Genomic DNA, 23,378 nt, shown 5'->3' with positions numbered 1-23,378 from the left:
AGGATCCTCCAATGAACACAGTGATTGAGCGCCCCAATAACAATGTTTCTAAAGGCGTCGTACGCAGATGTTTGATCGCGGCCGTCGCCGCATCAACCTTCATCTGCACGGCGCAGGCGGCAGATAAGGATCCTGCATTGCTCGGCACAAAACTGACCCCGCTGGGAGGTGAGGCGGCGGCCAGCGCCGATGGTGTCATTCCTGCCTGGACACCACCCGGACCACAAGGCGGCGGTTGGAGCCACGGCCAGGTGCGAGGTCAGCAGTGGAAGTTCAAGGATGACAAACCGCTGTTCAGTATCGACTCAGGCAACGTCGCGAAGTACACCGGCAAGCTTTCCCCTGGCCAAGTGGAAATGTTCAAGAAGATTCCGGGGTACCGGATGGATGTGTATCCGACACGGCGCAGCTGTGGGGTACCGGATTTCGTCGCGGAAAACACGAAGAAGAATGTCGGTTTCGCGAAACTCGACGGCGACGGTCTGGCACTGCAGGAGGCTTACGTCCCCGGTATCCCATTTCCGTTTCCAACCTCGGGTGCCGAGGTTATGTGGAACATGAAAATGCGTTATCGCGGCGTCGGCTTCGATATGTCGAAAACCGTTTCCGGAATTTCGCCGCGAAAAGGGAGTGAAGACTGGCTGCGAACCTCCACGGACTGGTTCATGTACACACCATGGGGCGTGAAGGGCAGTGCATTGTTTTCTTCATTCGATCGACTCGAAGTTGCGACCTACTTCAGCTACTCCGACCCCGCCGCCCTTGCCGGGCAGGCCGGCGTGGTGACGACCAAAGCTGGCGAGCAAGCCACTACGTTCTATTACTTCCCGGGCCAGCGCCGGGTACGTCGCATGCCGGCGTACTCCTACGACGCACCGCAAATCGGTCTGGACAATCAGTACACCATTGATGAGTCCAACGTGTTCTTTGGTCCGATGGATCGCTTCGACTGGAAGTTGGTCGGCAAGCAGGAAATGCTTGTGCCCTACAACTCGTTCGGCGCCTACGACAACTCGGCGAAGATTGAGGATGTGGCCAAGCGCGACTTCATCGCCCCCGAATCGCGTCGCTATGAGTTGCACCGCGTCTGGGTGGTAGAAGCAACCGTTCGCCAGGGCATGCGTCATCAGGCTCCGAAACGTCTGTTTTACATCGATGAGGACAGTTGGAACGCGCTGATGGCGGTGGACTACGACAAACAAGGGCAAATCTGGAAAGTCCGCGAAGGCTACACAATCCCGGTCTACGAGACTGGCACCTGCGATATGGAAGCCCAGGCGCAATACAACCTCGTTGATGGTCGCTACCTCTACGACATGACCTCCATTGGTACCGGCAAGAACGACCATCGCTGGCTCACCGATAGCGCCAACAACCCTCGTTTGAAACGCGACTTCTACACCTCAGACAATCTGCGCGCCACCAGCGAACGCTAACAGCGGCTTTCGGGAACAGACATGAAAAAAATAATCAGTAAAACCTCAGGTCTTGTCATCGCGTGTGCAACCCCATTTGCCATGGCGTTCACTTTTGAAACCGAAAACATCCGAGGCTCATTCGATTCCACTCTCGCTGTGGGCATGGGGTTACGGACCGAATCTCGCGGATGCAATCTCATCACCAGCAGTCCAGGCGGTCACAATCCTCCCAGCGGTTGTCTGGCTCCCAGCGCCAATATTGGTGACCAGGGCGACTTGAACTACGACCGGGGGGATCTGTTCACCAACTACATAAAAGGTACCCATGAACTGGTGCTTAAATTTCCCGAGGACTACACGTTCATGGCACGCGGGAGTTGGATACGCGACTTTGCCGCGACCGACACCAGCGGTGCGCTATCGGCCAACCGGCCTGAAGGTGTCGGGAGCGACGGCCTCACCAGCAGCGCCCGGGACGATCTGGAGTTCAAAGCGCGCCTGCTGGACCTGTGGGTGAGCAAGAGTTTCGATGTCGGTGAACAGCGTGTTCGTGCTCGTCTGGGTAATCAGGTCATCAACTGGGGCGAGAGCCTGTTCGCTGCCGGCGGCATCAACAATACCAACGCCTACGATGTCATGGCGTTGTCGCGTCCCGGCACCCAGCTCAAGGAAGCCCTGTTGCCAGCGCCGATGTTGAGCCTTGCGTCAGGACTGGGTGCCGGCGTCAACATCGAGGCGTACTGGCAGTTCAACTGGAACAAAAGCGAACTGCCTCCCGTGGGCAGTTATTGGTCCACCACCCATGCACTGGGCGAGGGCAGGGGAGCCTACGGTTACGACGAAAAGGACGCACGCAATGGAGGCCAATGGGGGGTGTCGCTGCGCTGGCAGCCTGACAACACCGATCTCAACCTCGGCCTGTACGTGATGCGTTATCACGACAAACTGCCGTCGTTGAGCATGCAGGTACTGGATCCGGAAACCTTCGCTTTGGCGCAAACCTGGAAGTATCCGGAGGACCGCATGATGTACGGCATCAGTGCCAACATGCCGGTCGGCGACTGGGCATTGGGTACGGAGCTTTCATATCGCCCAAAGGATGCGGTGCCGCTTAATCCAGTCATCGACGCCTGTGCCAGCAACGGTGGCAAGTGCTGGACGGATGAAAAGAAACTGCAATGGCACCTGACCGGCATTTACAGCATGACCCCGTCCAACTCGCCGACGTTGCTCGACCTCACCGGTGCCAGCACCGGTACGCTGCTGAGCGAACTCGTGGTCGTGAAATACCCGGGGCTGCATAACGAGTACGCCGGTGAACCGATTGCCGCCGGTCTCAATACCTGGCAACTGGATCCGTCCATCCCGCCGAGCGCCAAGGGCAACAAAACCTCTTCCGGAATCAGCCTCGATTTCAGCCTGACGTATGACAACACGCTGATCCCTGGCTGGCAGGTGACGCCGGGAGTGTTCTATTCGCAATCCATCAAGGGACGCACACCCAACCTGTCGGCGACGTTCACCGAGGATGCCAGCAGTATGAACCTGTACCTCAACTTCGTGCGCAATCCTGCGAGCTGGCAGATCTCGGCCAACTACGCCAAGTTCATGGGCGGCAAGACCCCTTACGATCAACTGCTGCGTGATCGCGATTACGTCGGCCTTGTGGTCTCCCGAACCCTATGAGGCACGCCGTGAATAGTTCTCTGAAAATGAAGGAAACCAAAGTGCGCGGTGTATTGCCGCGCATCGAACAGTGGTTGTTCACTCATCGCCTGCTGACGTTGTTGAGTTTGGCGGTGTTCACAGCGGGCATGGCCTGGTTTGCCGTCCAGTTACGCATGGAAGCAGGATTCGAAAAGCAGCTACCCATTGGCCACGAGTACATCTCAACCTTTGAGACGTATCGCAACGACTTGCTCGGTGCGAACCGGCTGACCGTGGTGGTAAAGGCTCGTCAGGGGACGATCTGGAGCCAGGTAGGGCTCAAGCGCCTTTATGACGTCACTCAGGCGCTGATTTTCCTGCCGAACGTATCGCGCAGCAGTGTGCGTTCGTTGTGGACGCCCAACGCGTTCGTCAACGAAATCACCGAAGAAGGTTTTCGTGCCGATCCGCTGGTGCCGGGTACGGTGACGCCCGAAAGTCTCGATGAAACGAGCATGGCGATGATCGCCAACTCGACGGCGCAGGGTGGCTTTATCGGAACGCTGGTCGCTCGCGACCAAAGCAGCGCAATGATCACTGTCGATCTCAACGAATTCGATGCTGACGGCCAGCGCCTCGACTATGTGGCCTACAACCATGTGCTTGAGGAGAAAATTCGCAATCAGTTCGAGGATAAGGACTTCGAGATCCAAATCATCGGTTTCGCCAAGCAGATCGGTGACATTGCAGTAGGTGCCTCGGCGGTGCTGGAGTTCTGCCTATTGGCATTGCTGCTGACGGCCGCTGCGGTGTACTGGTATTGCCATTCGCTTCGTTTCACCTTGCTGGCGGTGGGTTGCTCGCTGGTGTCACTGATCTGGCAGTTCGGCGCCTTGCGTTTGCTCGGCTATGGACTGGATCCGCTGGCAGTGCTGGTGCCCTTTCTGGTGTTTGCCATCGGGGTCTCCCATGGCGTACAGCAAATCAACTTCATCATTCGCGAGATCGCCTGCGGCAAGTCGGTGGAAGGAGCGGCACGCGCCAGTTTCAGCGGCTTGCTGATTCCCGGCACGCTGGCGTTAGTCACTGCATTTGTTTCGTTCGTAACGCTATTGTTGATCCCGATTCCAATGGTTCGGGAGCTGGCAATCACTGCCTCGCTCGGGGTGGCGTTCAAGATCGTCACCAACCTGGTGATGCTGCCGATCGTGGCATCAATGCTACGGGTAGATGCCGGTTACGCCGCTGCCGAGGAAATTTCTCGCCAGCGCCGGGCTCGTTGGTTACGCGGTTTTGCCCGATTGACTGAATGGCACAACGTCCGGTGGGTGCTGGGCATGGCCATGCTGATATTTGTCACCGCGGCCTGGCAAAGCCACGATCGGGTGGTTGGCTCCCTGCAGGCCGGGGCGCCTGAACTGCGCGAGGATGCGCGCTTCAATCGTGATGCGGTATCCATTGCCGGCAATTACGACATCGGGCTGGATTGGCTCAGTGTGGTCTTCGAAGCCAAAACTGACGCCGGCGCAAACGCTTGTGAAGACATTGCCCTTGGTCAGTATCAGGATCGCTTTGTATGGGCTATGCAAGGTGTACCAGGTGTGGTGTCGGTCACCTCGTTCTCTAACAGCCTGCGGCAGTTTAACGAGGGCTATAACGAGGGCAACCCGAAAATGAACGCAGTGCCCATCGACCCGACCAACTACTCGTCGATGGCCGCCGAAGTAGCTCGAGTGCCAGGGATGATGCGTCCCGATTGCAGCATGACGGCGGTGCATCTGTTCCTAGCCGATCATAAAGCGACGACCATTCACCGCGTGATTGCCGCCGCCAAGGCATTCCGTTCTCAGTTCATTCAGCCGGGCGTGAGCATACGCTTGGCTTCCGGTAACGCTGGCGTGATTGCGGCGATCAACGAAGAGGTAGAACGCAGCGAGCTGCCCATGATGCTTTATGTCTATGCAGCGATCGCTCTGTTGGTGTTTGTCGTCTATCGAGACTGGCGCGCGGTGTTGGTCTGTTGCCTACCGCTGACACTGGGCACCTTCATCGGCTACTGGTTCATGAAAGAGCTGCAAATCGGTCTGACCATCGCCACCTTGCCAGTCATGGTGCTGGCCGTCGGCATCGGCGTGGATTACGCCTTTTATATCTACAACCGTCTGCAACTGCACCAGGCTCTCGGGCAGCCAATTACCAAAGCGGTCGAGCACGCGTTGCTGGAGGTAGGCGTCGCTACGATCTTTACCGCCATCACCTTGGCGGTGGGCGTCGCCACCTGGGCGTTTTCCGATCTTAAGTTCCAGGCCGACATGGGCAAGCTGCTGGCCTTCATGTTCCTGGTCAACATGATCATGGCCATGACAGTTCTGCCTGCATTCGCCGTCTGGCTTGAACGAATGTTCCCACGGCGTCGTCCAGTGCGCCTGATTGGCTCACTGGTGCATTGAGGAGATCCCGATGCGAAATCTGATTGCTTTACTCGTTCTAATGTTATCGGCGTTATCGCAGGCTTCGCCCTTGCCGACCGTACCTGCAGCAAAAACTGCCAACGCCAGTGCCGCCACGCTGTTGAGTGTTACCTGGGCTGGGGAGCGGACCGTTGCCGTCGGCGATCACGGGGTGGTGTTGCTGTCGGACGACCGAGGCCAGCATTTCCGTCAAGCGACATCCGTACCGGTGTCCACGCCTTTGACCGGTGTGTCCTTCGTCGATGCCAGACAGGGCTGGGCTGTCGGCCACTGGGGCGCAATTCTCGCCACCAGGGACGGAGGTGAGAATTGGCAAGTTCAACGCTTGTCCAGTGCAGAAGATCGGCCATTGTTTGCGGTGCACTTTTTCAACCCGATCCAGGGTGTCGCGGTAGGGCTGTGGTCGCTGGTGCTGACAACCGATGACGGCGGAAAGACCTGGATCGAGCAAAAAATCGATGCGCCTCCCGGAGCGAGTCGTGCCGACTTGAATCTGATGGGACTGTTTGCCGATGGAGCAGGGCATTTGTACGCAACTGCGGAACGCGGCCAGTTATTGCGCTCCGATGACCAGGGCAAACACTGGCGCTATCTGGATACGGGCTACAGCGGCACGTTGTGGACAGGGGCCGTGCTTGGCGACGGTTCACTGCTGGTGGGCGGGCAACGCGGCACCTTGTTGCACAGCTCTGCAGACGGTTCGAACTGGCAGCGCGTACCGTTGCAAAGCAAGAGTTCAGTCACAGCCATAGATGTTTCCGGGCGAGCAGTGATTGCGGTAGGACTCGACGGTTTGATGGTTCGCAGTGACGACGGTGGGAGCAGTTTTCACGAGCAATCCAGTAGCGACGGTGTTTCTCTCACCGCGATCCTGCTCAACAGTGACACTTCACCGATTCTGTTTTCACGGCGAGGCGTCGTCCCTCAACGCTGATGCCATCGATATGTCGGAAGACAGGTGCCAGCCCGCTTTCCGGCATTTCAGCGCGAAAAAACATCTAGAACTCTGCTGATTTTCGGCCGGATTTTCCGTGCCTGGAAGGCTGCCATTTACGTTTCGAACAATAAACATAACAAGTGTTGCGTTAAATAATTTTGCTTGTTAGAGTCGATTGCAAATAACAAGACGCAGAACGCTGCAAAGCGCAGCGACCTGCGATTTCGATGGAGGTACTCTGATGATCTCGCTCAAGTCGACACTTACCCTGCCAGCCGCCGGACTCTCCGGATTCGAAACACCGCTGACAGAAGAGGAGGCTGCAATACAGGCCTCCGTCCACCGCTTCGCCAAAGAGGTGTTACGCCCGCTGGGTCGAGAGCTGGACCGGATGACCCCGGAAGAAGTCGTTGCCCCGGGCTCGCCTTACTATTCGTTGTTCGGCGAATTCGCCAAGCTCGGTCTTGACCCGGCACTGTTGGCGCAGTTACCGCCGGAAATGGCAGTGCGGATCGAATCTCTGATAGGCGAAGAACTCGGCTGGGGCGATGCAGGCCTGGCTGTCTCGCTGGGTTGCGCCGACTTCCCTCTGCAAATGGCCATCGCCGCTGGCAATGCCGAGTTGGTCGAACTCTGCCAAGGCCGGATCGGCTGCTGGATGGCCACTCAACCTGATCGTGGCAGCGACAACCAGATCTTCGACATGGCGCGAGACTGGCCGGCAGGTAAGCTCGGCAATATCGGCAATCTGACCGCTAAAGTGGTCGGCGATGAAGTCATCCTCAATGGCCAAAGCTCCGCGTGGGTCTCCAACGGAGCCATTGCACAGGTTGCACTGGGCTTGATGTGCGCTGATTACGGCGACGGTTTCTACGATGAGAACGGCCGGCCGCACGGTATTGCGCTGATTATCCCCCTCGACCTCAAAGGCGTGTCCAAAGGCAAGCCCCTGGACAAGATCGGGCAGCGTTCCTTGCCCCAAGGCGAAATCTACTTCGACAGTGTACGAGTGCCACGTCGCTTCGCTATTGCCGAGCGCGACCAGTACTACGGTGCTGTCAGCTCCTCCTGGTCCTTCGCCGGCACCCACATGAGTCAGGTGTTCACCGGTGTCGCACGTGCCGCCTTCGAGATGGCGCTGCAGTACTGCCATGAGCGCCGCCAGGGCGGTCATCCATTGATCGATCACCAGATGACCCGTCTGCGCCTCGGCGAAATGTTGCGTCGGGTCGAGGCAGCGCGTGCGGTTGCCCGACGTTCGTTGAGCTTCGCGCGCCTGTCGCCGCAAACCCACCCGTACGCCACAGCCTCCGCCAAGGTCACGGTGACCGAAGAGGCAATGGCCGTTGTGCAAGAGGCTTTCCGCCTGTTCGGCGGCAATGGCACCACGCGCGAATACCCGATCGAAAAACTGCTGCGCGACACCCAGTCGTCATTGATCGAGGACGGCGAAAACCGGGTCCTGACCATGCGACTGGGGCTGCTTGCCCAGCAGCTGTATGCCGAAGGCTGGGCGAACAACTGACTCTGCAGATTCACCCGACATCACTCATCCAAAAACAACAAATGAGGTAAATCCCGATGGCCAAATATCCAGTAGTTGTCTACGGCGCCAGTGGTTACACCGGCATGCTGATCATGGATTGGTTGATCGACCAGCACATCCCGTTCACCGCCGTAGCTCGTAACGCTGCTCGTGCTCAGGAAATGATGGCGCAACGCGCTGTCGGTCTGGAGTCGGCGACCTACGAAATCATCGAGTGCCCACATGAGGTCGAGGCTTTGGTTTCGGTATTCAAAGGCGCGCGCGTGGTTTGCAACACAGTCGGCCCATTCATCAATTTTGGCCTGACCGCCGTTGAGGCGGCCTTGAAGGCTGGCTGCCATTATCTGGATCCGGCCGGAGAGCAGGCGCACATTCGCGCCTTGCGCGATCAGTTCGGCGAGCTGTATCGCCAGGCCGGTCTGCTGCTGTCGCCATCGCTGGCATATATGTACACCTACGCCGAAATAGCCGCCGAGCTGGCCCTGGAAACTCCGGGCGTCGATTCGCTGGAAACCGCCACACTGACTCGTGGCCCACGCACCGGTGCCGCCGGGGTGACCGTCGGTTCAACGGCGACCATCTTCGAAGGCGTCCGCTATCCCGGGGCCTACCTGTGGGAAAAGGAACTCGTGCCTTATGCACCGAACGCCAGCTTCAATGTGGTTTGTCCCGATCTGCTGGAAGCGGTGTTTTGCCTGCCTTGGGGCGGCACCTCATTGCCGGTGTTCTTTGAGGATGATGGCCGTGTCCGCAGTTGCATGTCCTGTGTCGGCTTCTACGACAACCCGGTAATGAAAATGGTCCACGGCCTGGGTGAGAAGTGGGAAGCGGAATACAAGCACTTGCCTAAGGAGCAGCAGGACGCGGTGATTCAAAGCCTCGTTCAATCGACCACTCCAAGCATGCCACCGCGTGAACGCAGCACCTTGCAACGCACCGTCGACTTCGCTATCGGTCGCGGTCAACTGACGGCCGTGCGTGCAACCGTGCATGGCATCACGCCTTACATCGCCACTGGCGCCTTGCACGCTGCGGCCGTGGTCAAGCTGTTGAATAACGACACCGCCAAGACAGGTTTCGCTTCGGCCTCCAAAGCCTTCGGTCATCGCTATCTGCTGGGCTTCCTCGAGCAACGTGGTCTGGCCCGCGCAACCGTTACTCAACTGTGAAGTGACTGACATGGCGATTATTGATTTCTTTGACCGTGGCTGGCGGATCAATCCGCATGGCGCGGCGTATATCCAGGACGATCGGGTGTTCACTTTTACCGAAGTCCGCAACCTGTCATGCCGGATCGCCAACGCACTGTTGGCAGCCGGTTTGCCCAGCGGCACCAAGGGCGCCATCTGGTCTGCCAATGATGCAGTGGCGTGGACCTGCACCTTGGGGTTATGGCGCGCCAACCTTTGCTGGATTCCTGTTGGTGCACGCAACAGCGCCGAAGAGAACCGTCACGTGCTCGACGCGTTCGACTGCGAAGTGCTGTTTTTCCAGAAAGAGTTCGCGCCGATCATCGACGCGTTGCGTCCTGGCCTGCCGAAAATTCGTCTGTGGATCTGTATCGACGAGCACCTGCCGGGGGCACCGTCGCTCAAGTCCTGGATCGATGGTCAGCCGGTCACGGCACCGGAGGTCGAGTATCAACTGGACGATGTCGTGGCACTCTCGCCAACCGGCGGCACCACCGGGCTGCCGAAGGGGGTGATGAACACTCATCGCAGCATCCAGACGTTCTGCGCACACTTCATGATCAATTTCCCTTACGGGGATGACCATCCGCCAGTCAACCTGGCGGCGGCGCCGATGACCCACACCGCTGGCACGCTGTCGCTGCCGTGCACCTCGCGGGGCGGCACGGTGGTGATCATTACCAAACCGGATCCGGCGCTGATGCTGGCAATGATCCCGAAGTACAAGGTCACCGAAACCTTTTTGCCGCCGACCGTGATCTATCGACTGCTGGATGTGCCGGATCTGGCGCAGAAGGTCGATTTCAGTTCGCTGAAGTATTTCCTGTACGGCGCGGCGCCGATGTCGGTGGACAAACTCAAGCAAGCCATCGAGACCTTCGGCCCGGTCATGGCCGGTGGTTACGGCCAGACTGAAGCCCCAGCCTCGATCTCCAACCTGCCGCCCGCCGAGCATCTGCACGGTGGACGCCTGGCATCGGACGAGCGTCTGTCTTCGGTGGGCCGGCCCAATCCGCTGGTGCGCGTGGAAATCCTCAGCGACGCCGGGGACATCCTCGGCCAGGGGCAAACCGGCGAAATCTGTGTGCGCGGCGATCTGGTAATGAAGGGGTACTACAAGGACCCGCAGAAAACTGCAGAAACCATCATTGATGGCTGGCTGCACACCGGCGACATCGGCCACGTGGATGCGCACGGCTACCTGCACATTACCGACCGCAAGAAAGACATGATCATCTCCGGCGGATTCAACGTTTATCCCAGCGAAGTCGAGCAAGTGCTGTGGAGTCATCCTGCGGTGCAGGACTGCGCGGTCATCGGTGTGCCGGATGAGCAATGGGGCGAGGGCGTGAAAGCCGTGGTTGAGTTGAGCGCCGGGCTTACCGTCACCGCCGAGGAGTTGATCGAGCTGTGCAAGAGCCGGCTCGGCTCGGTCAAGTCGCCGAAAACCGTGGATTTCATTGATGCATTGCCGCGCAGCCCGGTCGGCAAGGTGCTGAAGAAAGATCTGCGTGCCCATTACTGGCAAAACGTTGACCGGCGTATCTGAGGGGAACGATCTGATGGAACCTATTTACATCGCCGGCATTGCCATGACCGAGTTCGGTCGCCACCTGGAACGCAGTCTCCAGGATCTAGCGCTGGAAGCTTTGCAGGGCGCACTCGCTGACTCCGGCGCCTTGCGCGCTGATATCGGTGCGGTGTTCTACGCCGGCATCACCAACGGTCATCTGCAAGGACAACTGTCGATTCCCGGGCAGGTGCTGTGCAGCAAGATCGGCCTCGAAGGGGTGCCGGTGTACAACGTCGAAAACGCCTGCGCCTCGGGCAGTACTGCGGTTCATCTGGCAGTGCAGAGCTTGCGCTCGGGGGCTACCGACGTGGCCCTGGCGTTGGGCGCGGAGAAAATGAACGTGCCGGACAAGGCGCGGGCGCTGGCCCTGTTCGAAACCGGCTGGGACGTTTCCACCGCCGAGGAAAACTACGCGACGCTGGTGAAAATGGGCGAGGGCATCGTGGTGCCGCCAGGCTCGGAATCCGATCGTCCGTACAGTAAATTCATGGCCATTTATGCTGCCATGTGTCGCTGGCATATGAAGACCTATGGCACCACTCAGCGGCAGATTGCGGCGGTGTGTGCCAAGAACCATCAACACTCGGTGCACAACCCTTATTCGCAATTTCGCAAGACCTTCACCATAGAAGAAGTTCTGGCGGCGCCTCCAATTACCTATCCGATCACATTGCCCATGTGCGCGCCGCTGTCCGACGGTGCGGCCGCCGCGATCCTTTGCACCGAGGCGGGACTCAAACGCATTGGTGCCGATCCAAAACGTTGTGTGCGAATCGCCGCCAGCGTGATCCGCAGCTTCACCCTGCGCGGGCTCGACGAGCCGCACAAGCACGTCAGCCTGCTGGCGGCGCGTGAAGCCTACGAAATCGCCGGCCTCGGCCCGCAGGACATGCACGTGGCCGAGGTACACGACGCCTCGGCAATGGGGGAAATCATCCAGTCGGAAAATCTCGGACTTGCACCGCTGGGAGAGGGTGGGGTTTGTGCAGAACGGGGCGATTTCACTCTCGGTGGCCGTCTTCCGATCAATACCTCCGGCGGCCTGGAATCCAAAGGTCATCCACTTGGCGCGACGGGGATCGGGCAGTTGTACGAGTTGGTCACCCAATTGCGCGGGGAGGCCGGGCCGCGTCAAGTCCACGGCGCGCGGCATGCCATCCAGGAAAACGGTGGCGGTCTTCAAGGTGTCGAGGAAGCAGCAGTCGCTATTCACATCCTGAGTCGATAGGAGCGCATCACATGTCCATGGCCTATCAAGCACAAGAGTTGGAACGCCATTTTGCAGGCGGACATTTCCGTCGGTTGGGTGGCTGGGTCGAAAGTCCGGTTGATCTGCAGCCAGAGCTCGAAGGCGATGTAAGCGCGGACGTCATCGTGATCGGTGCCGGTTTCGCCGGGCTGTCCACCGCCCTGGAGCTTACGGCGCTGGGAGCGAAGGTAATTATTCTCGAGCAGGAGTTTGCCGGTTTCGGTGCCAGCGGTCGGAATGCCGGTTATCTGGGCGGGAGCATCGGCATTGAGTTCGAGTTGTTCTTGAAACGTGTCGGCAAGGAAAAAGCGCAAAATATCGTCAGGTTCTATGACGAAGCGGTCGCCTACGTCGAAGGTCGACTGCGCGAACTGGGGATCGACTGCGACTACAACGCCTCGGGCATCATCAGGGCGGGGATCCATCCGTCGCAAGAAAAGAGGCTGCGCAAAAGCATGGCCGTGGGCCACGAATTGGGTTCGCAAACCGAGTTTCTGGATCAGGCACAAATGCGCGCGCGGGGGATTCCACCGGCCTTTCTGTTTGGCTGTCTGCAACGCCACGGCGGTACCCTTGACCCTGGCAAATACGTAATGGGCCTGCGCCGCGCTGCACTCCAGGCGGGTGTGAGGCTGTATGAAAACACCACGCTTGAGTCGTACTCCGACGGGCCGACGATCACCTGCCGGACGCCACGCGGGCGGGCGAGCGCGCCAATAGTGGTGCTGGCCACCAATGCCTATACGCCGCAGCTCGGTCTTTTGCGCGACAAAGTCGTACCGTTTCGGGTTTCGGCGGTCGAAACCGAGCCATTGACACCACAGCAGTTGGCATCGCTGGGCTGGGCAGGGCGGGAAGGGTTGACCACGCCGCACCTGGTGATGGAAAGCCATCGCCTGACCGCACGCAATACACTGCTGATGACCACCAAACGGCTGGGTTATGCCTACGGCTCGAAAACCCCGAACATTCCCGATGAGGTGACCTACCGCGCGTTGCAAGACAACCTTGGCGTGCGTTTCCCGACGTTACGCGGTGTCGGCATTCAAGCGTGCTGGAGTGGTTACGTCAGCATGGCCTACGACGCGTTGCCGGTGGTGGGCGAAACCGGGTCCCACCACAACATTCTCTACACCGCGGGTTGCTCCGGACACGGTGTCGCCTCGCAGTCGCTGATCGGCCATTTGCTGGCAGAAAGAATCGGCGGTATCGAGCATCCGCTGCTCGCCGCGCTGCGGCATAAAACTCCGAAAACCCTGCCCGAACCGCTGCAGTGGTGCGCCGTGAATGTGGCGCTGGAGGGAGCACATCTGCTGGACGAATACACCAACCGCAAAGTTGTGCACCCTCATGTCTGACGGTTGAGGTTATAGAACCAACACGCTGATTTTCCGTGGTGAAGCTGACCTTGGAGTCCTGGGGCCGGCAGGCGTTCGCCTGCAGAAAGACAAACGAATGTTTGCGTTCTCGTCACCACTTTTTTACTGCCGCACCCACGCTCGGCCACGGGCGTTCAATCCAACAATAACGTGATGTGAGGCATCGAACATGAGTACTGACGCCCCTCCCGATCTGAAGCGAAGACAATTACTCAAACTGGCCGGTGCAACCGCCGCCGTAGGATCGATCGGTTTGAACCTTGGCCTGGCCAATGCCGCCGATGCGCTGCAAAAGGACAGTTCGGACGATGTATTTGATGTGGTGATCATTGGTGCCGGCCTGGCTGGTTTGACCGCCGCCCGTGATCTGCATCTGGCAGGCTGTGAGTCGCTGCTGGTGCTTGAAGCGCGTGATCGTGTCGGCGGCCGCACCCTCAATCATGACTTGGGCTCCGGCTACATCTCCGAAGCCGGAGGTCAGTGGATCGGTCCAGGACAAACCGCCGTAGCGGATCTGGCCCGTGAGCTTGAGGTCGGCACCTTTCCCAGTTTCTATGACGGGGAAACCGTGATCCTCGGGGGCGATGGACGTGTCGCTGTCGATTTGAAAGGCACCTTCGGTACCGACGAAAGCGTCTCGGCAAAACTCAGCGAGCTGTCGCGTGATGTGCCGTGCGGTGCGCCATGGAAATCCCCCAGGGTGGCCGAACTGGACAAGCTCTCGGCGGGCGACTGGCTCGCTCAGCAAAACATCAAGCCGGAAGATCGCGCAGGGTGGAATGCCAGCTTCCTCCTGACCTGCGGTGTCACGCCGGCGAAGATGGGCTTCTTGCATTTTCTGTCGATGATCAATTCGGCCGGCAGCGAATACATGCGGCTCGATTCGATCAAGGACAGCGCGCAAGGCACGCGGATCGTCGGCGGTTCACAGGTTCTCAGCAGCAAAATGGCGCAATTGTTGGGCGACAGGGTTCGCTTGTCGTGCCCAGTGCGCAAAATTGCTGACTGGAACCGCGACATCGTCAGACTGCAAACGGATCAGGGCGAGATCCGCGCCCGCCGGGTGATCATGGCGATTCATCCCGCGCTGTGCCAACGCCTGCAATTCGATCCACCGCTGCCCGAAGCTCGCGCCGCCCTGCAGCGGGCCTGGCCAGCGCACTCGCCGGCACGCAAGACCGCAATGGTTTACCCGCGGCCTTTCTGGCGTGACAAGGGCTTGAACGGCCACATCATTCAGGTCGGTGGGCCAGTCATCTGGGCCTACGACAACTCGCCGCCAAACGGCGAAATCGGCGTGATCAATGCATTCATTCTGAATGCCGCAGCCCCCACCGACCCCGAAGCCGCGAAGCGTGTGCAGACCGAAATCTATGCACGCGCCCTGGGGGACGCAGCGCTTGAGCCGGTTTCCTACCACGATCACGACTGGGCGCATTTCGACCCGTGGACCATCACGTGCGTGTCGCCGATTCCTCCCGGTTTCTGGTCGACACATGGCGAGGCACTGCGTCCGCCGTGCGGCAATCTGTTCTGGTCGGGCACCGAAACCGCCGACATCTGGGCAGGTTACATGGACGGCGCCGTGCGCGCCGGACGCCATAGTGCCTTGCAGGTGCTCAACGCGTTACGTCGGGCATAGGAGGCGGCAATGAAAAAAAACATAGCGCTTGGCGTCATCGCGCTCATTGCGGTGCTGGTGGTGGTTTTCGGCCGTGATCTGCTCGACTTATATCGGCTGCAGACTTACATCACGACCTCCACGGAGACCTATCAGGCCGAACGCGGAAACTGGCCACACCTGACCGATGCCTGCACCGGTTGCCATGGCAGCCACGGTAACTCGCTGAACCCGACGTATCCGAGCCTGGCCGGGCAACCCGCCGCGTACCTGTCTGCCCAGTTGCGCAACTTTGCAAGTGGGCAACGGCTCGCTCCCAACATGGGGCCGCTGGCGATGACCCTGAGCCCGGATGAAGTTGATCTGCTGGCGAAGTTCTACGCCCGGCAATCGGTCGTTGCTCATGCGGCTGTCAGCCCTGACGAGGGGCTGAAAGACCAGGGCAAACAACTGGTGCAAACCCGAGGTTGCACCGCCTGTCATGGTGCCCAACTGATGGGCCACGACACCTTCCCGCGCCTGGCTGCACAAGGCCAGGACTACCTTTTGGCCCAGCTCAACGCTTTTGCCAGCAGCGAGCGCACTGAGCCAAGTGGCGCGATGCAAGCCATTGCAGCGGCGCTGTCAGCGCAGGAGCGCCAGGCAATTGCTGCTTACCTGGCTGCACTGGTTTCTCAATCCCGCTAACCCATCAAATTTTCTGTCAGCTGTACCGAGGCTATCGTTATGGAACCGAGAAATATTGTGCTGTGCCTTGCCTGTTTCTTGCTGCTTGCCAATGGTCTGACCTTTGGCATCAGGTTTCTGAAGAAGAGAAACCTGCTACTGGCTCTGGAGTGGTTTGTGGTTGCCTTTTCCGCGACAAACTTCCTGATCTTTTTCCTGACAGGATCGGAACATGCGTACCTGATTTCATACTTCTGCGACGCGTTCTCCAGAGCCTTCGGGATTCCGATTATTACGGTGCTCGGGCTGATGGCGGTAACGCATGCCTACAAGCCCTCGATGGGCAAGGAGCTCATGATGTTTGCCGGCGCTCTGCTGGGCACACTCGCGTTGATCTCGACCAAGGTTCTGGTCACGCTCCTGCCGTATTTCTACGTGCTGATGTGGGTGATGTTTTCGGTCTACCTGGTGTATTTCGCAGTACGCCTTGCAAATGTCGGAGAGTCGCTACACGCGATCGGTGTGATGATTGGCATGCTCGCCTCACTGACCATTGCGTGCATCTACGATTTCTACAAGATCCCCGGCGACGAAAGCAATGTGCTGCTCAACTTCTACGTGCTAGCACTGACGACCTGGGCTTATCTGCTGGTGCACCTGTATTACGCGTATTGCGCGCTGGAGCGCGCGAAGGGCGCAATGGCAGTTCTGCAAACGCGCTGAGGAGGATAGTTGAAGTGCTCGAAGCCGCCGTTTTGGCGGCTTTTTTGCGTAATGCAGGGTAGGGCGGTGGGCATCCTTGCCCGGGCAGGATCAAGGGTTCAGCTTGGCCAGATACTGCGCCACGGCCTTGATGTCCTCATCTGACAGGGTGCCCGCCATGGCATTCATGGCCTGCGTCGGATCGATGCGTTGGCCACGTTTGAAAGCGCTCAGTTGATCGCTCAGATAAAGCTGCCCTTGTCCGGCGATACGCGGAGCCAGGGGGCCGCCAGTGAGTTTTTCACCGTGGCAGGCTGCACACCCATTGGCGGCGACCACACGCTGACCGCGCTGGTCCAGCGCATCATCCTTGGCCGGGACTTCAGTCACGCCTGGTCGCTGTTCGGCAAAATAACTGGCCAGGCGCTTGATCTGCTCGTCGGTCAGATTGGCCGCCAGCGGCTGCATCTGGGCACTGTGGCGACGCCCTTCGGCAAACGCGCGCAACTGGTTTTCGATGTATGCCGCAGGCTGCCCTGCAAGCGCTGCGTATTGAGCATCGCGGGGTTGACCGTTGGCGCCATGGCAAAGTGCGCAGGTGTCCTGCAACTGTGGCCACGCACCGCCGTTGGCCTGGTATGCAGCGTCGTGCTGATCCACGGCCTGCATGAAACGATAGCCCGCCCACAGTTCCGGCCCGTAAATCGCTATTGATCCGGCCAACGCCGCGCTCACGGTGATGACTCCAAACACCACAGTCCGCTTCATCAGGCGCTCCTCCGTGGTTGAAGCAACGCCTGCAGCGCTTCCATTGCCGCGCGATGTCCGGCGCGGACCGCACCGTCCATTGCCCCGGCCCAGATTTCCGCAGTCTCGGTACCCGACCAGATCAGGCGACCGACCGCCGGCGTCAGGTACTCGCCCCATTGCGTCCAGAAACCGGGGGGCATAGGGGAAATACAACTCAAACTCCACGGGTCGATCTTGCCCCAGTCCAGATCATGAAACTGAATCGGGTGCAGGGCTTGTTCGCCCATGGCGCTGGCGTAAATCGCCGACAGGATGTCCTGCGCCGTTTTCGGGTCATGGGGTAATTGGCCGGTCCTGACGAAGCCGCTGAGCACACCCAGGCTGCCGTCCGCCGGGGAGTTGTCAAAGGCCCAGATCAGCGGACCTTCCACTGGCACAATCTGCCCGTTGAGGCCTTGGTCGCGCCAGAACGGGCGCTCATAGACGTGCACGGTCTTGCGCATCGGTGCATGGGCCGGCCAATGCCGCTGCAGCTCGGCACGCCCGGACGGCAGGGGCGGATCGAAGAGGATCTGATTGCACAACGCCGGGCTCAGCGCAGCAATTACCTGCCGCGTGCGGATGATGCCCTGATCGGTGTGCAACTCGACGACATCACGATCCCAACCGACAATCTTGCGCACCGGGCACGCCAACCGGATTTTATCTCCCAGCGCCTGAGCCATCTTCAAACTGAGAATTTGCGAGCCGCCAGCCAGGCGAGATTCCTGCGCACCGCCCTGGACCCCTTCGAGCTTTTCAAGGCGGCAGTCCGACGAGTTGATCATCGCCAGGTAATGCAGGAGTCCCATGCCGGCCGGCGTGGTACCGAAGGTGAGGCTCACGGACATGTTGAAGCCGATCTTGTCGACGTTGCTGATGCCTTGACCGGCCAGCCACTGGCCGACCGACAGTTTGTCCAGCTCAGCCGCGTCCTTGGCTTTCCACGGCGCTTTGCTGGGGACGCCTTCGGCGAGCTTGTTCAGTTTTGCGACGACTTCTGTATTGGAATTCGGCCCGTCGCTGAGATCTTCCTGGATGTTGACCTCGTCCATCAGATACACCGCCTTGCCCTTGTAGTAGGTGGGGAAGGTGGCGACATCGAGCTGTCTGGCCAAGTCGGCGATCGACGTTTGCCCCGGTCCGATCCATTGGCCACCGGCTTCGGAGATCACGCCATTGCCCAGATCATGGTTCAGCGTGCGACCACCGACGCGGTCGCGGGCTTCAAGCACGGCAAAAGACTCGCAGCCAGCGGCCTGGAGGTCTCTGGCGGAGGTTAGCCCGGAAAGCCCTGCGCCAATGATCACCACATCCAGTATCGAGGTATCTACAGGTTCGATTTGCGCCATCGCACGCCCGGTGACACCCAGCCCTCCGGCGAGGGCTGCGCCTCCGATCGCTTGCAATAACAACCGTCGCTGTCGTGATTGCGTCGACAGTTGATCGAGATCCGCACTCATCTTCACCTCCGTTTTCTATTTATAATCACAGATGTTATGTGAATATATGACGGATCAGGAATTCAGCAAAGTGAAATCGGCGCGATGTCGGTTAACCGTGGGTATGAGCGTAACGCGGGCGTGACCAAGCAGGGTTCGCTGCGCAAATGAAGCGAACCTTGTTGATGCTGGAGGGCAGGGTTTAGCGAGCGGGGCTGATCAGCGTGATGACCGCATCCATCAAGGCCTTGCTGCGTTTGGCTTCAAATCGCTCTGGCTCGATTGGCAGCATCATCATCCAGCCGTCACTCAGCGCGCTGAGCTGATCGGCAAGCAGATCGGCAGCAATGTCCTTGCGGATGATGCCTTGGCTTTGTCCCTTGCGCAGAATGCTGGCGAGATCCTCGCGGAAGCGCGAATAACGTTTCTGGATCACGTCGGCAAATACCGGTTCGTGCCGAGCGTGGGCAAGCATCTGAAACAAGGCCAGCCAGCGCGCCGAGTCGTTGGCTTGAGTCAGGTTCAACCACTGCTCGATCATTGCCCTGACATCGACTTTTTCCTGACCGGCATCCAGCAAATGGTCGAACTCGTCGAACAGACTCTGCGCCGCCGCCGTGATCATTTCTTCTTTGTTGGCAAAGTAATAGGTCACGGCCCCCGTGGTGCACCCGGCATGACTGGCGACCTTGCGCAGAGACGTCCCGGCATAACCTTCCTGGGCAATGACTTCGATGGCTGCGGTCAACAGTTCACCGCGTTTTTCCAGACGATTACCTACCGGACGACCGCGACGTGGAGCGGGCGCGGAATCACTGTCAATGGAGTGCTGACTATCCGTGGAAGGCGCTTGAGCATCATGCATGAGAGAAAGTGATTCCGTTGGTTGAAGGCGTTGAGTCGACAGTGGCTGCGAACGCCATTTTGGCTTGGCACGTCGCGATCATGCAATCGTTCAGATTCGACCGCTGCCAATCACCGCGACGGCCCGGACTTCCACGCGCAAGCCCGGCATTGCCAGTTGGGAAATGCCGACAGCGGTCCAGGCTGGATAACGTTCAGGGAAATATTCGTCCTTTACTTGTCCAAAGGCGTGCACTTCGGCCTGCAGATCAGTATGAAACGTCATCAGCTCGACCACGTCGACCAGGCTTGCGCCCGCAGCTTCGAGAATGGTCCGCAAGGATTGAAACGCCAGATGGGATTGAGCCTGGATACCCTCGGCTGGAACCATGGCCTCGTCGATACCGACCTGGCCGGACACCCAGATCATGTTGCCGACGCGTGTGGCCTGGGAAAAGTGGAAGTTGTCGTAGATCGCCTGGGTGTGACCAGGGTTGAAGGACTGACGCTGCAGGTCTTGAGTGCTCATGGCGGTGCTCCTCTTATATTAATTGGCGGAACGTTGGGTGGCGGAAGGCGTCTCCCGCTTTCAGCGTCGACAGCTCTTCAGTGAACAGCACGCCTTGCTGCGGATAACCGCCGGCGCTGTGTTCTGGCAAGGGATGGAAGGTGGCGTCGTCGCCAAAGAAACGGAAAACGAAGGTGTGACGGTCCGGGAAGGCTTCATCCACCGGAGCGCCGCCATGCAGCGAACCCGGATGCAGCAGGAGGATATCGCCAGGCTCGGTGGCCCACGAAATGATCTCGAATGCCTCAGGATCGTTTTGCCGCAAAGCCTCGATGTCCGGCAGGCGTGGCAATGCATCGCCGCCATGCAGCGGTTGAGTCGGATCATTCGGATCGCGAAACGTGGTGCCGTCGTAGCGTGGTCCTTTGTGCGAACCTCGAACGATTTCCAAAGCGTTTTTCTTCGGCACTGATTCAAAGCTGATCCAGGCATTCGCCCAATGGTTTCCGGCCCAAGGCAGATAGGACGTGTCCTGATGCCAAAGCGTGCGAGAACCGCGTCCACCTGCTTTGAGAAACACTTCTTCGGCGAAGTACCACACATTCTCCGAACCCCAGAGCTCGGCAAATAGCTCGCCAAAGGGGAGGGAAGCCACCAGTTCTTCGAGACGGGCCTTTGCAACGGGATTGGCGTTGTCGACGTGCGACTGTTGCTCCGTTCCGTCGAACATTCGAGTCGCATGAGGGCCATGATTCTCAACAGCCCAGTCGTAGGCTGCACGGCACTCGGCCAATTGATTTTTGCTCAGAAAACCTTTGATCAGGACGGCCCCGTCTTCCAGGAACGCCTTTCGCACAGAGAGTTGCATGAGAGCTTTCTCCTCGAAAATGCCACTTGGCGATTTCGATGCTAGCAGGCGATAAGATTAAACACAACAGTCGTTATCTTAATAATGTTATCATCAATGGAGGCCTAAGCAGATGCTCTGCGGCGGGGCCCCGGTGATCACTCGCTGATGATCGGTCGCTCAACCGCACCGTGGGTCTGAGGCTGCACACACTTAATCAAGGTCCTAATGCTGAGCTTTTATGGAAAACCCAGGTCTCGTTAAAACACTGCTAGTTGAGGACGATCAGAGGCTGGCGAAACTCATCACTAAATTCCTGGCCCGGCATGGTTTTGCGGTGCAAGTGGTTCGCCGGGGTGACCAGGCATTGGCGGCCATCGCTGAACTCAAGCCACAAATCGTCGTACTTGAGCTCCTACTGCCAGATCAGAACGGACTGCACCTGTGCCGTCGGATTCGTGATGGTTTCGATATCCCCATCATCATCTTGACTGCCAAGGGAGATGACAGGGATCAGGTTCTCGGCCTGGAATCCGGTGCCGACGACTATGTAGTCAAACCTGTCAAACCATCGGTATTCCTGGCTCGGTTGCGCGCTTTACTGCGACGCCATATCCCCACGAAGCAACCGACAGCGCTCGACATCCTCGAATTCGGTCAGCTGTCGATCGATCGCAGTGGCCGGGTAGTGAGCCTGGCCGATCAGAGAATCGATCTGACAACCATGGAGTTCGAACTACTGTCCTTGCTGGCCAGTGCGGCGGGCACACTTTTTTCTCGCGACGAAATCCTCAACCGTATCCGCGGTATTCCTTTCGACGGGATCAACCGCAGCGTCGATGTTCACATCAGTAAATTGCGCGGAAAGCTCAATGACAACCCTCGAAATCCAGAGCTCATCAAGACGATCTGGGGCAGGGGCTACCTTTTTAATCCGTTTGCTTGGGAGGCATAGATAAGTATGAAAAAGGACGTGCTGATAACAGGAGAGCCAGTTAAAACATACTTATTAAAAAATATCACACTGACTGCCAGTGATACCGCGACGTTCTCGTGCACGGTAAAAAAATTCACACGAAATAGAAACACGGATGTATAAAATGCAGGAGGGCCGCTCTATATGTTAGGGGCAGACTGGGAATCCCGAGCCCCCGCGCTAATCTTCCCGAAAAAGCGGGCGTGAGCAGCCGCGAATGGAAGCTTGATCTTCATGTGTACTCGCCCCACGGTCGAGTTACTTAATGCCGTGAAAGTTATGCCTGAAAACGCAGTTCTAATCCGGACTGAGGAGCGTAAGCGATCATTGAAAGCTCATGCGCAACGGGAAAGTTAAGCATTAATGATGTACACGGATAGTTATGTTTTAGGCAGAGAGGAAGCATGCTTCAGCTTTAATAGAAACTAACTCGACTAAATGACCGTTTAGTCGAGTTATTACAGAATGTATTGAAAATCAATGGAGCAGGCCATGAATCCGAGTCAGATCAGTGCGTCGAACCTGATTGCATCACTGGACCTTGAACCTCATGTTGAGGGCGGCTATTTCCGCAGGACATACCAGGCTGATCACCGGGACATGCTTGAAACCACGAGCGGCTCACGCTTTCTGATGACGTCGATTTACTACCTGCTGACCGAAGATTCACCGGTCGGCCAGTTTCATTTCAACCATTCGGACATCCTGCATTATTTCCATCTGGGCGATGCCATTGAGTACAGCTTGATCCTTGAAGACGGTTCACTGCAGACGTTGGTGATGGGCAGCGATGTTCTAGCCGGACAACATTTGCAATTGCACGTACCGGGCGGAATCTGGAAAGCCTCCAGACTGCTGAATGGCGAGAACGGATTTGGTTTGATCAGCGAAGCGGTTTCACCAGGATTCGATTTCGCGGATATGGAAATGGGGAACCGGCAGAAACTCACAGCGCGGTATCCGCAGCATCGAGCGCTGATTGAAAAGCTGACGCGTGCCGAGGATTGAGAGCGGCACATTTTAAATAGAGGGATCTACAGCCAACAAAGATCAGGTCGTTTGAAAGCGATGCTGGAGATCGAAATGGCGTGCGCAACCGGGCTGGCTCCGTAATACTTTGTTACGTGTAATGTATATTATGTTAAATGGTGTTTCTGACCGGAACTTCCTCGGTTCACCTTTGACGCCAGGACGCCCTGACTCCCTGGTGATATGCAGGTTGAAACCAAACCGTCGTTTGGCTCTTTGGGCTGGATGCGGCCGTTTCAGGGTCAGGTCGGTGGGAATGATCAACGTGTACAACACCGCAAGCACCAGGCCGAACGCGAGGACAAAGACACTCAACGCCGCGAACAACGGCAGGCAATGTAAACGGCTACGAAACCCAACAGCAAAACCCGCCAGCAGTCCGCAAAGAATCGACGCAGCCGGGAAACCGACCCACGGCGATGTCAGCCGTTTGGCATATTGCGTCAGTTCGGCCATGTTGTTCATCTGCATCGCGCCATCGCCCACCAGGGCGATCATCCATGTTTAACCTCATCTTTTCATTGCGTATGACATCCAGGCGCCGG

General features: G+C 58.2%; 20 protein-coding genes. 14 read left to right on the top strand and 6 right to left on the bottom strand.

Annotated elements, in window-relative coordinates:
• Nucleotides 1-11 precede the first annotated feature (11 nt).
• From BMZ46_RS18265 to BMZ46_RS18210, 12 genes are all read left to right on the top strand, one after another.
• Nucleotides 12-1,436 carry a DUF1329 domain-containing protein gene (locus tag BMZ46_RS18265; protein ID WP_011334164.1) on the top strand — a complete coding sequence of 475 codons (1,425 nt, stop codon included), beginning with the start codon at nt 12-14 and terminating at the stop codon, nt 1,434-1,436.
• A gap of 21 nt (nt 1,437-1,457) precedes the next feature.
• On the top strand, nt 1,458-3,104 hold the full coding sequence (locus BMZ46_RS18260; protein WP_039768483.1) for a DUF1302 domain-containing protein: 1,647 nt from the start codon (nt 1,458-1,460) through the stop codon (nt 3,102-3,104).
• An 8-nt stretch (nt 3,105-3,112) separates the two neighbouring features.
• Nucleotides 3,113-5,515 carry an efflux RND transporter permease subunit gene (locus BMZ46_RS18255; protein WP_074690580.1) on the top strand — a complete coding sequence of 801 codons (2,403 nt, stop codon included), beginning with the start codon at nt 3,113-3,115 and terminating at the stop codon, nt 5,513-5,515.
• Between the two features lie 10 nt (nt 5,516-5,525).
• Complete coding sequence (locus tag BMZ46_RS18250; protein WP_074690581.1) at nt 5,526-6,470, top strand: WD40/YVTN/BNR-like repeat-containing protein; 945 nt, start codon at nt 5,526-5,528, stop codon at nt 6,468-6,470.
• A 244-nt stretch (nt 6,471-6,714) separates the two neighbouring features.
• Nucleotides 6,715-7,998 (top strand): acyl-CoA dehydrogenase family protein, encoded by a 1,284-nt coding sequence (locus tag BMZ46_RS18245; RefSeq protein ID WP_011334160.1) that lies wholly within the window; start codon nt 6,715-6,717, stop codon nt 7,996-7,998.
• A 56-nt stretch (nt 7,999-8,054) separates the two neighbouring features.
• Nucleotides 8,055-9,188, top strand: a complete 1,134-nt coding sequence (locus BMZ46_RS18240) for a saccharopine dehydrogenase family protein (RefSeq protein WP_074690582.1) — start codon at nt 8,055-8,057, stop codon at nt 9,186-9,188.
• A gap of 10 nt (nt 9,189-9,198) precedes the next feature.
• Nucleotides 9,199-10,758 (top strand): AMP-binding protein, encoded by a 1,560-nt coding sequence (locus BMZ46_RS18235; RefSeq protein ID WP_039768480.1) that lies wholly within the window; start codon nt 9,199-9,201, stop codon nt 10,756-10,758.
• A 13-nt stretch (nt 10,759-10,771) separates the two neighbouring features.
• A complete protein-coding gene (locus tag BMZ46_RS18230) occupies nt 10,772-12,010 on the top strand; it encodes a thiolase family protein (RefSeq protein WP_074690583.1) in 1,239 nt (412 codons plus the stop codon).
• Between the two features lie 11 nt (nt 12,011-12,021).
• A complete protein-coding gene (locus BMZ46_RS18225; RefSeq protein ID WP_074690584.1) occupies nt 12,022-13,389 on the top strand; it encodes an NAD(P)/FAD-dependent oxidoreductase in 1,368 nt (455 codons plus the stop codon).
• A gap of 190 nt (nt 13,390-13,579) precedes the next feature.
• Entirely contained in the window at nt 13,580-15,052 is a 1,473-nt protein-coding gene (locus BMZ46_RS18220; protein ID WP_011334155.1) for a flavin monoamine oxidase family protein, read from the top strand.
• A gap of 9 nt (nt 15,053-15,061) precedes the next feature.
• Complete coding sequence (locus tag BMZ46_RS18215) at nt 15,062-15,718, top strand: c-type cytochrome (RefSeq protein WP_074690585.1); 657 nt, start codon at nt 15,062-15,064, stop codon at nt 15,716-15,718.
• Between the two features lie 39 nt (nt 15,719-15,757).
• The gene (locus BMZ46_RS18210; RefSeq protein ID WP_074690586.1) at nt 15,758-16,420 is read left to right on the top strand and encodes a hypothetical protein; all 663 of its coding nucleotides are present in this window, start codon (nt 15,758-15,760) and stop codon (nt 16,418-16,420) included.
• Nucleotides 16,421-16,510: 90 nt separating this feature from the next.
• Here BMZ46_RS18210 and BMZ46_RS18205 read toward each other — a convergent pair whose 3' ends face one another.
• From BMZ46_RS18205 to BMZ46_RS18185, 5 genes are all read right to left on the bottom strand, one after another.
• Complete coding sequence (locus BMZ46_RS18205) at nt 16,511-17,167, bottom strand: c-type cytochrome (protein ID WP_074690587.1); 657 nt, start codon at nt 17,165-17,167, stop codon at nt 16,511-16,513.
• Nucleotides 17,167-18,651, bottom strand: a complete 1,485-nt coding sequence (locus BMZ46_RS18200) for a flavin monoamine oxidase family protein (RefSeq protein WP_039768474.1) — start codon at nt 18,649-18,651, stop codon at nt 17,167-17,169. Before BMZ46_RS18200 ends, BMZ46_RS18205 begins: the two co-directional genes overlap by 1 nt.
• 181 nt (nt 18,652-18,832) lie before the next feature.
• Nucleotides 18,833-19,495, bottom strand: coding sequence for a TetR/AcrR family transcriptional regulator (locus BMZ46_RS18195; protein WP_011334150.1), 663 nt, complete (start codon nt 19,493-19,495; stop codon nt 18,833-18,835).
• A 90-nt stretch (nt 19,496-19,585) separates the two neighbouring features.
• Nucleotides 19,586-20,002 carry a RidA family protein gene (locus BMZ46_RS18190; protein WP_074690588.1) on the bottom strand — a complete coding sequence of 139 codons (417 nt, stop codon included), beginning with the start codon at nt 20,000-20,002 and terminating at the stop codon, nt 19,586-19,588.
• Nucleotides 20,003-20,015: 13 nt separating this feature from the next.
• Complete coding sequence (locus tag BMZ46_RS18185; RefSeq protein WP_074690589.1) at nt 20,016-20,849, bottom strand: phytanoyl-CoA dioxygenase family protein; 834 nt, start codon at nt 20,847-20,849, stop codon at nt 20,016-20,018.
• A gap of 220 nt (nt 20,850-21,069) precedes the next feature.
• On the opposite strand from BMZ46_RS18185, the gene BMZ46_RS18180 reads away from it, so the two are divergent.
• Both BMZ46_RS18180 and BMZ46_RS18175 read left to right on the top strand, forming a co-directional pair.
• A complete protein-coding gene (locus BMZ46_RS18180) occupies nt 21,070-21,783 on the top strand; it encodes a winged helix-turn-helix domain-containing protein (protein WP_011334147.1) in 714 nt (237 codons plus the stop codon).
• A gap of 513 nt (nt 21,784-22,296) precedes the next feature.
• Nucleotides 22,297-22,812, top strand: coding sequence for a cupin domain-containing protein (locus BMZ46_RS18175; RefSeq protein WP_011334146.1), 516 nt, complete (start codon nt 22,297-22,299; stop codon nt 22,810-22,812).
• Nucleotides 22,813-22,854: 42 nt separating this feature from the next.
• Here the strand turns inward: BMZ46_RS18175 and BMZ46_RS29115 are convergent, their stop codons facing one another.
• The gene (locus tag BMZ46_RS29115; RefSeq protein WP_139184871.1) at nt 22,855-23,331 is read right to left on the bottom strand and encodes a hypothetical protein; all 477 of its coding nucleotides are present in this window, start codon (nt 23,329-23,331) and stop codon (nt 22,855-22,857) included.
• Nucleotides 23,332-23,378: the final 47 nt, after the last annotated feature.

This window comes from Pseudomonas sp. NFIX49, assembly GCF_900115915.1.
Taxonomy (GTDB): Bacteria; Pseudomonadota; Gammaproteobacteria; order Pseudomonadales; family Pseudomonadaceae; genus Aquipseudomonas; species Aquipseudomonas pharyngis.
Note: the sequence above shows the minus strand (reverse complement) of the source record. Positions and strands in the feature narration are given on the sequence as shown.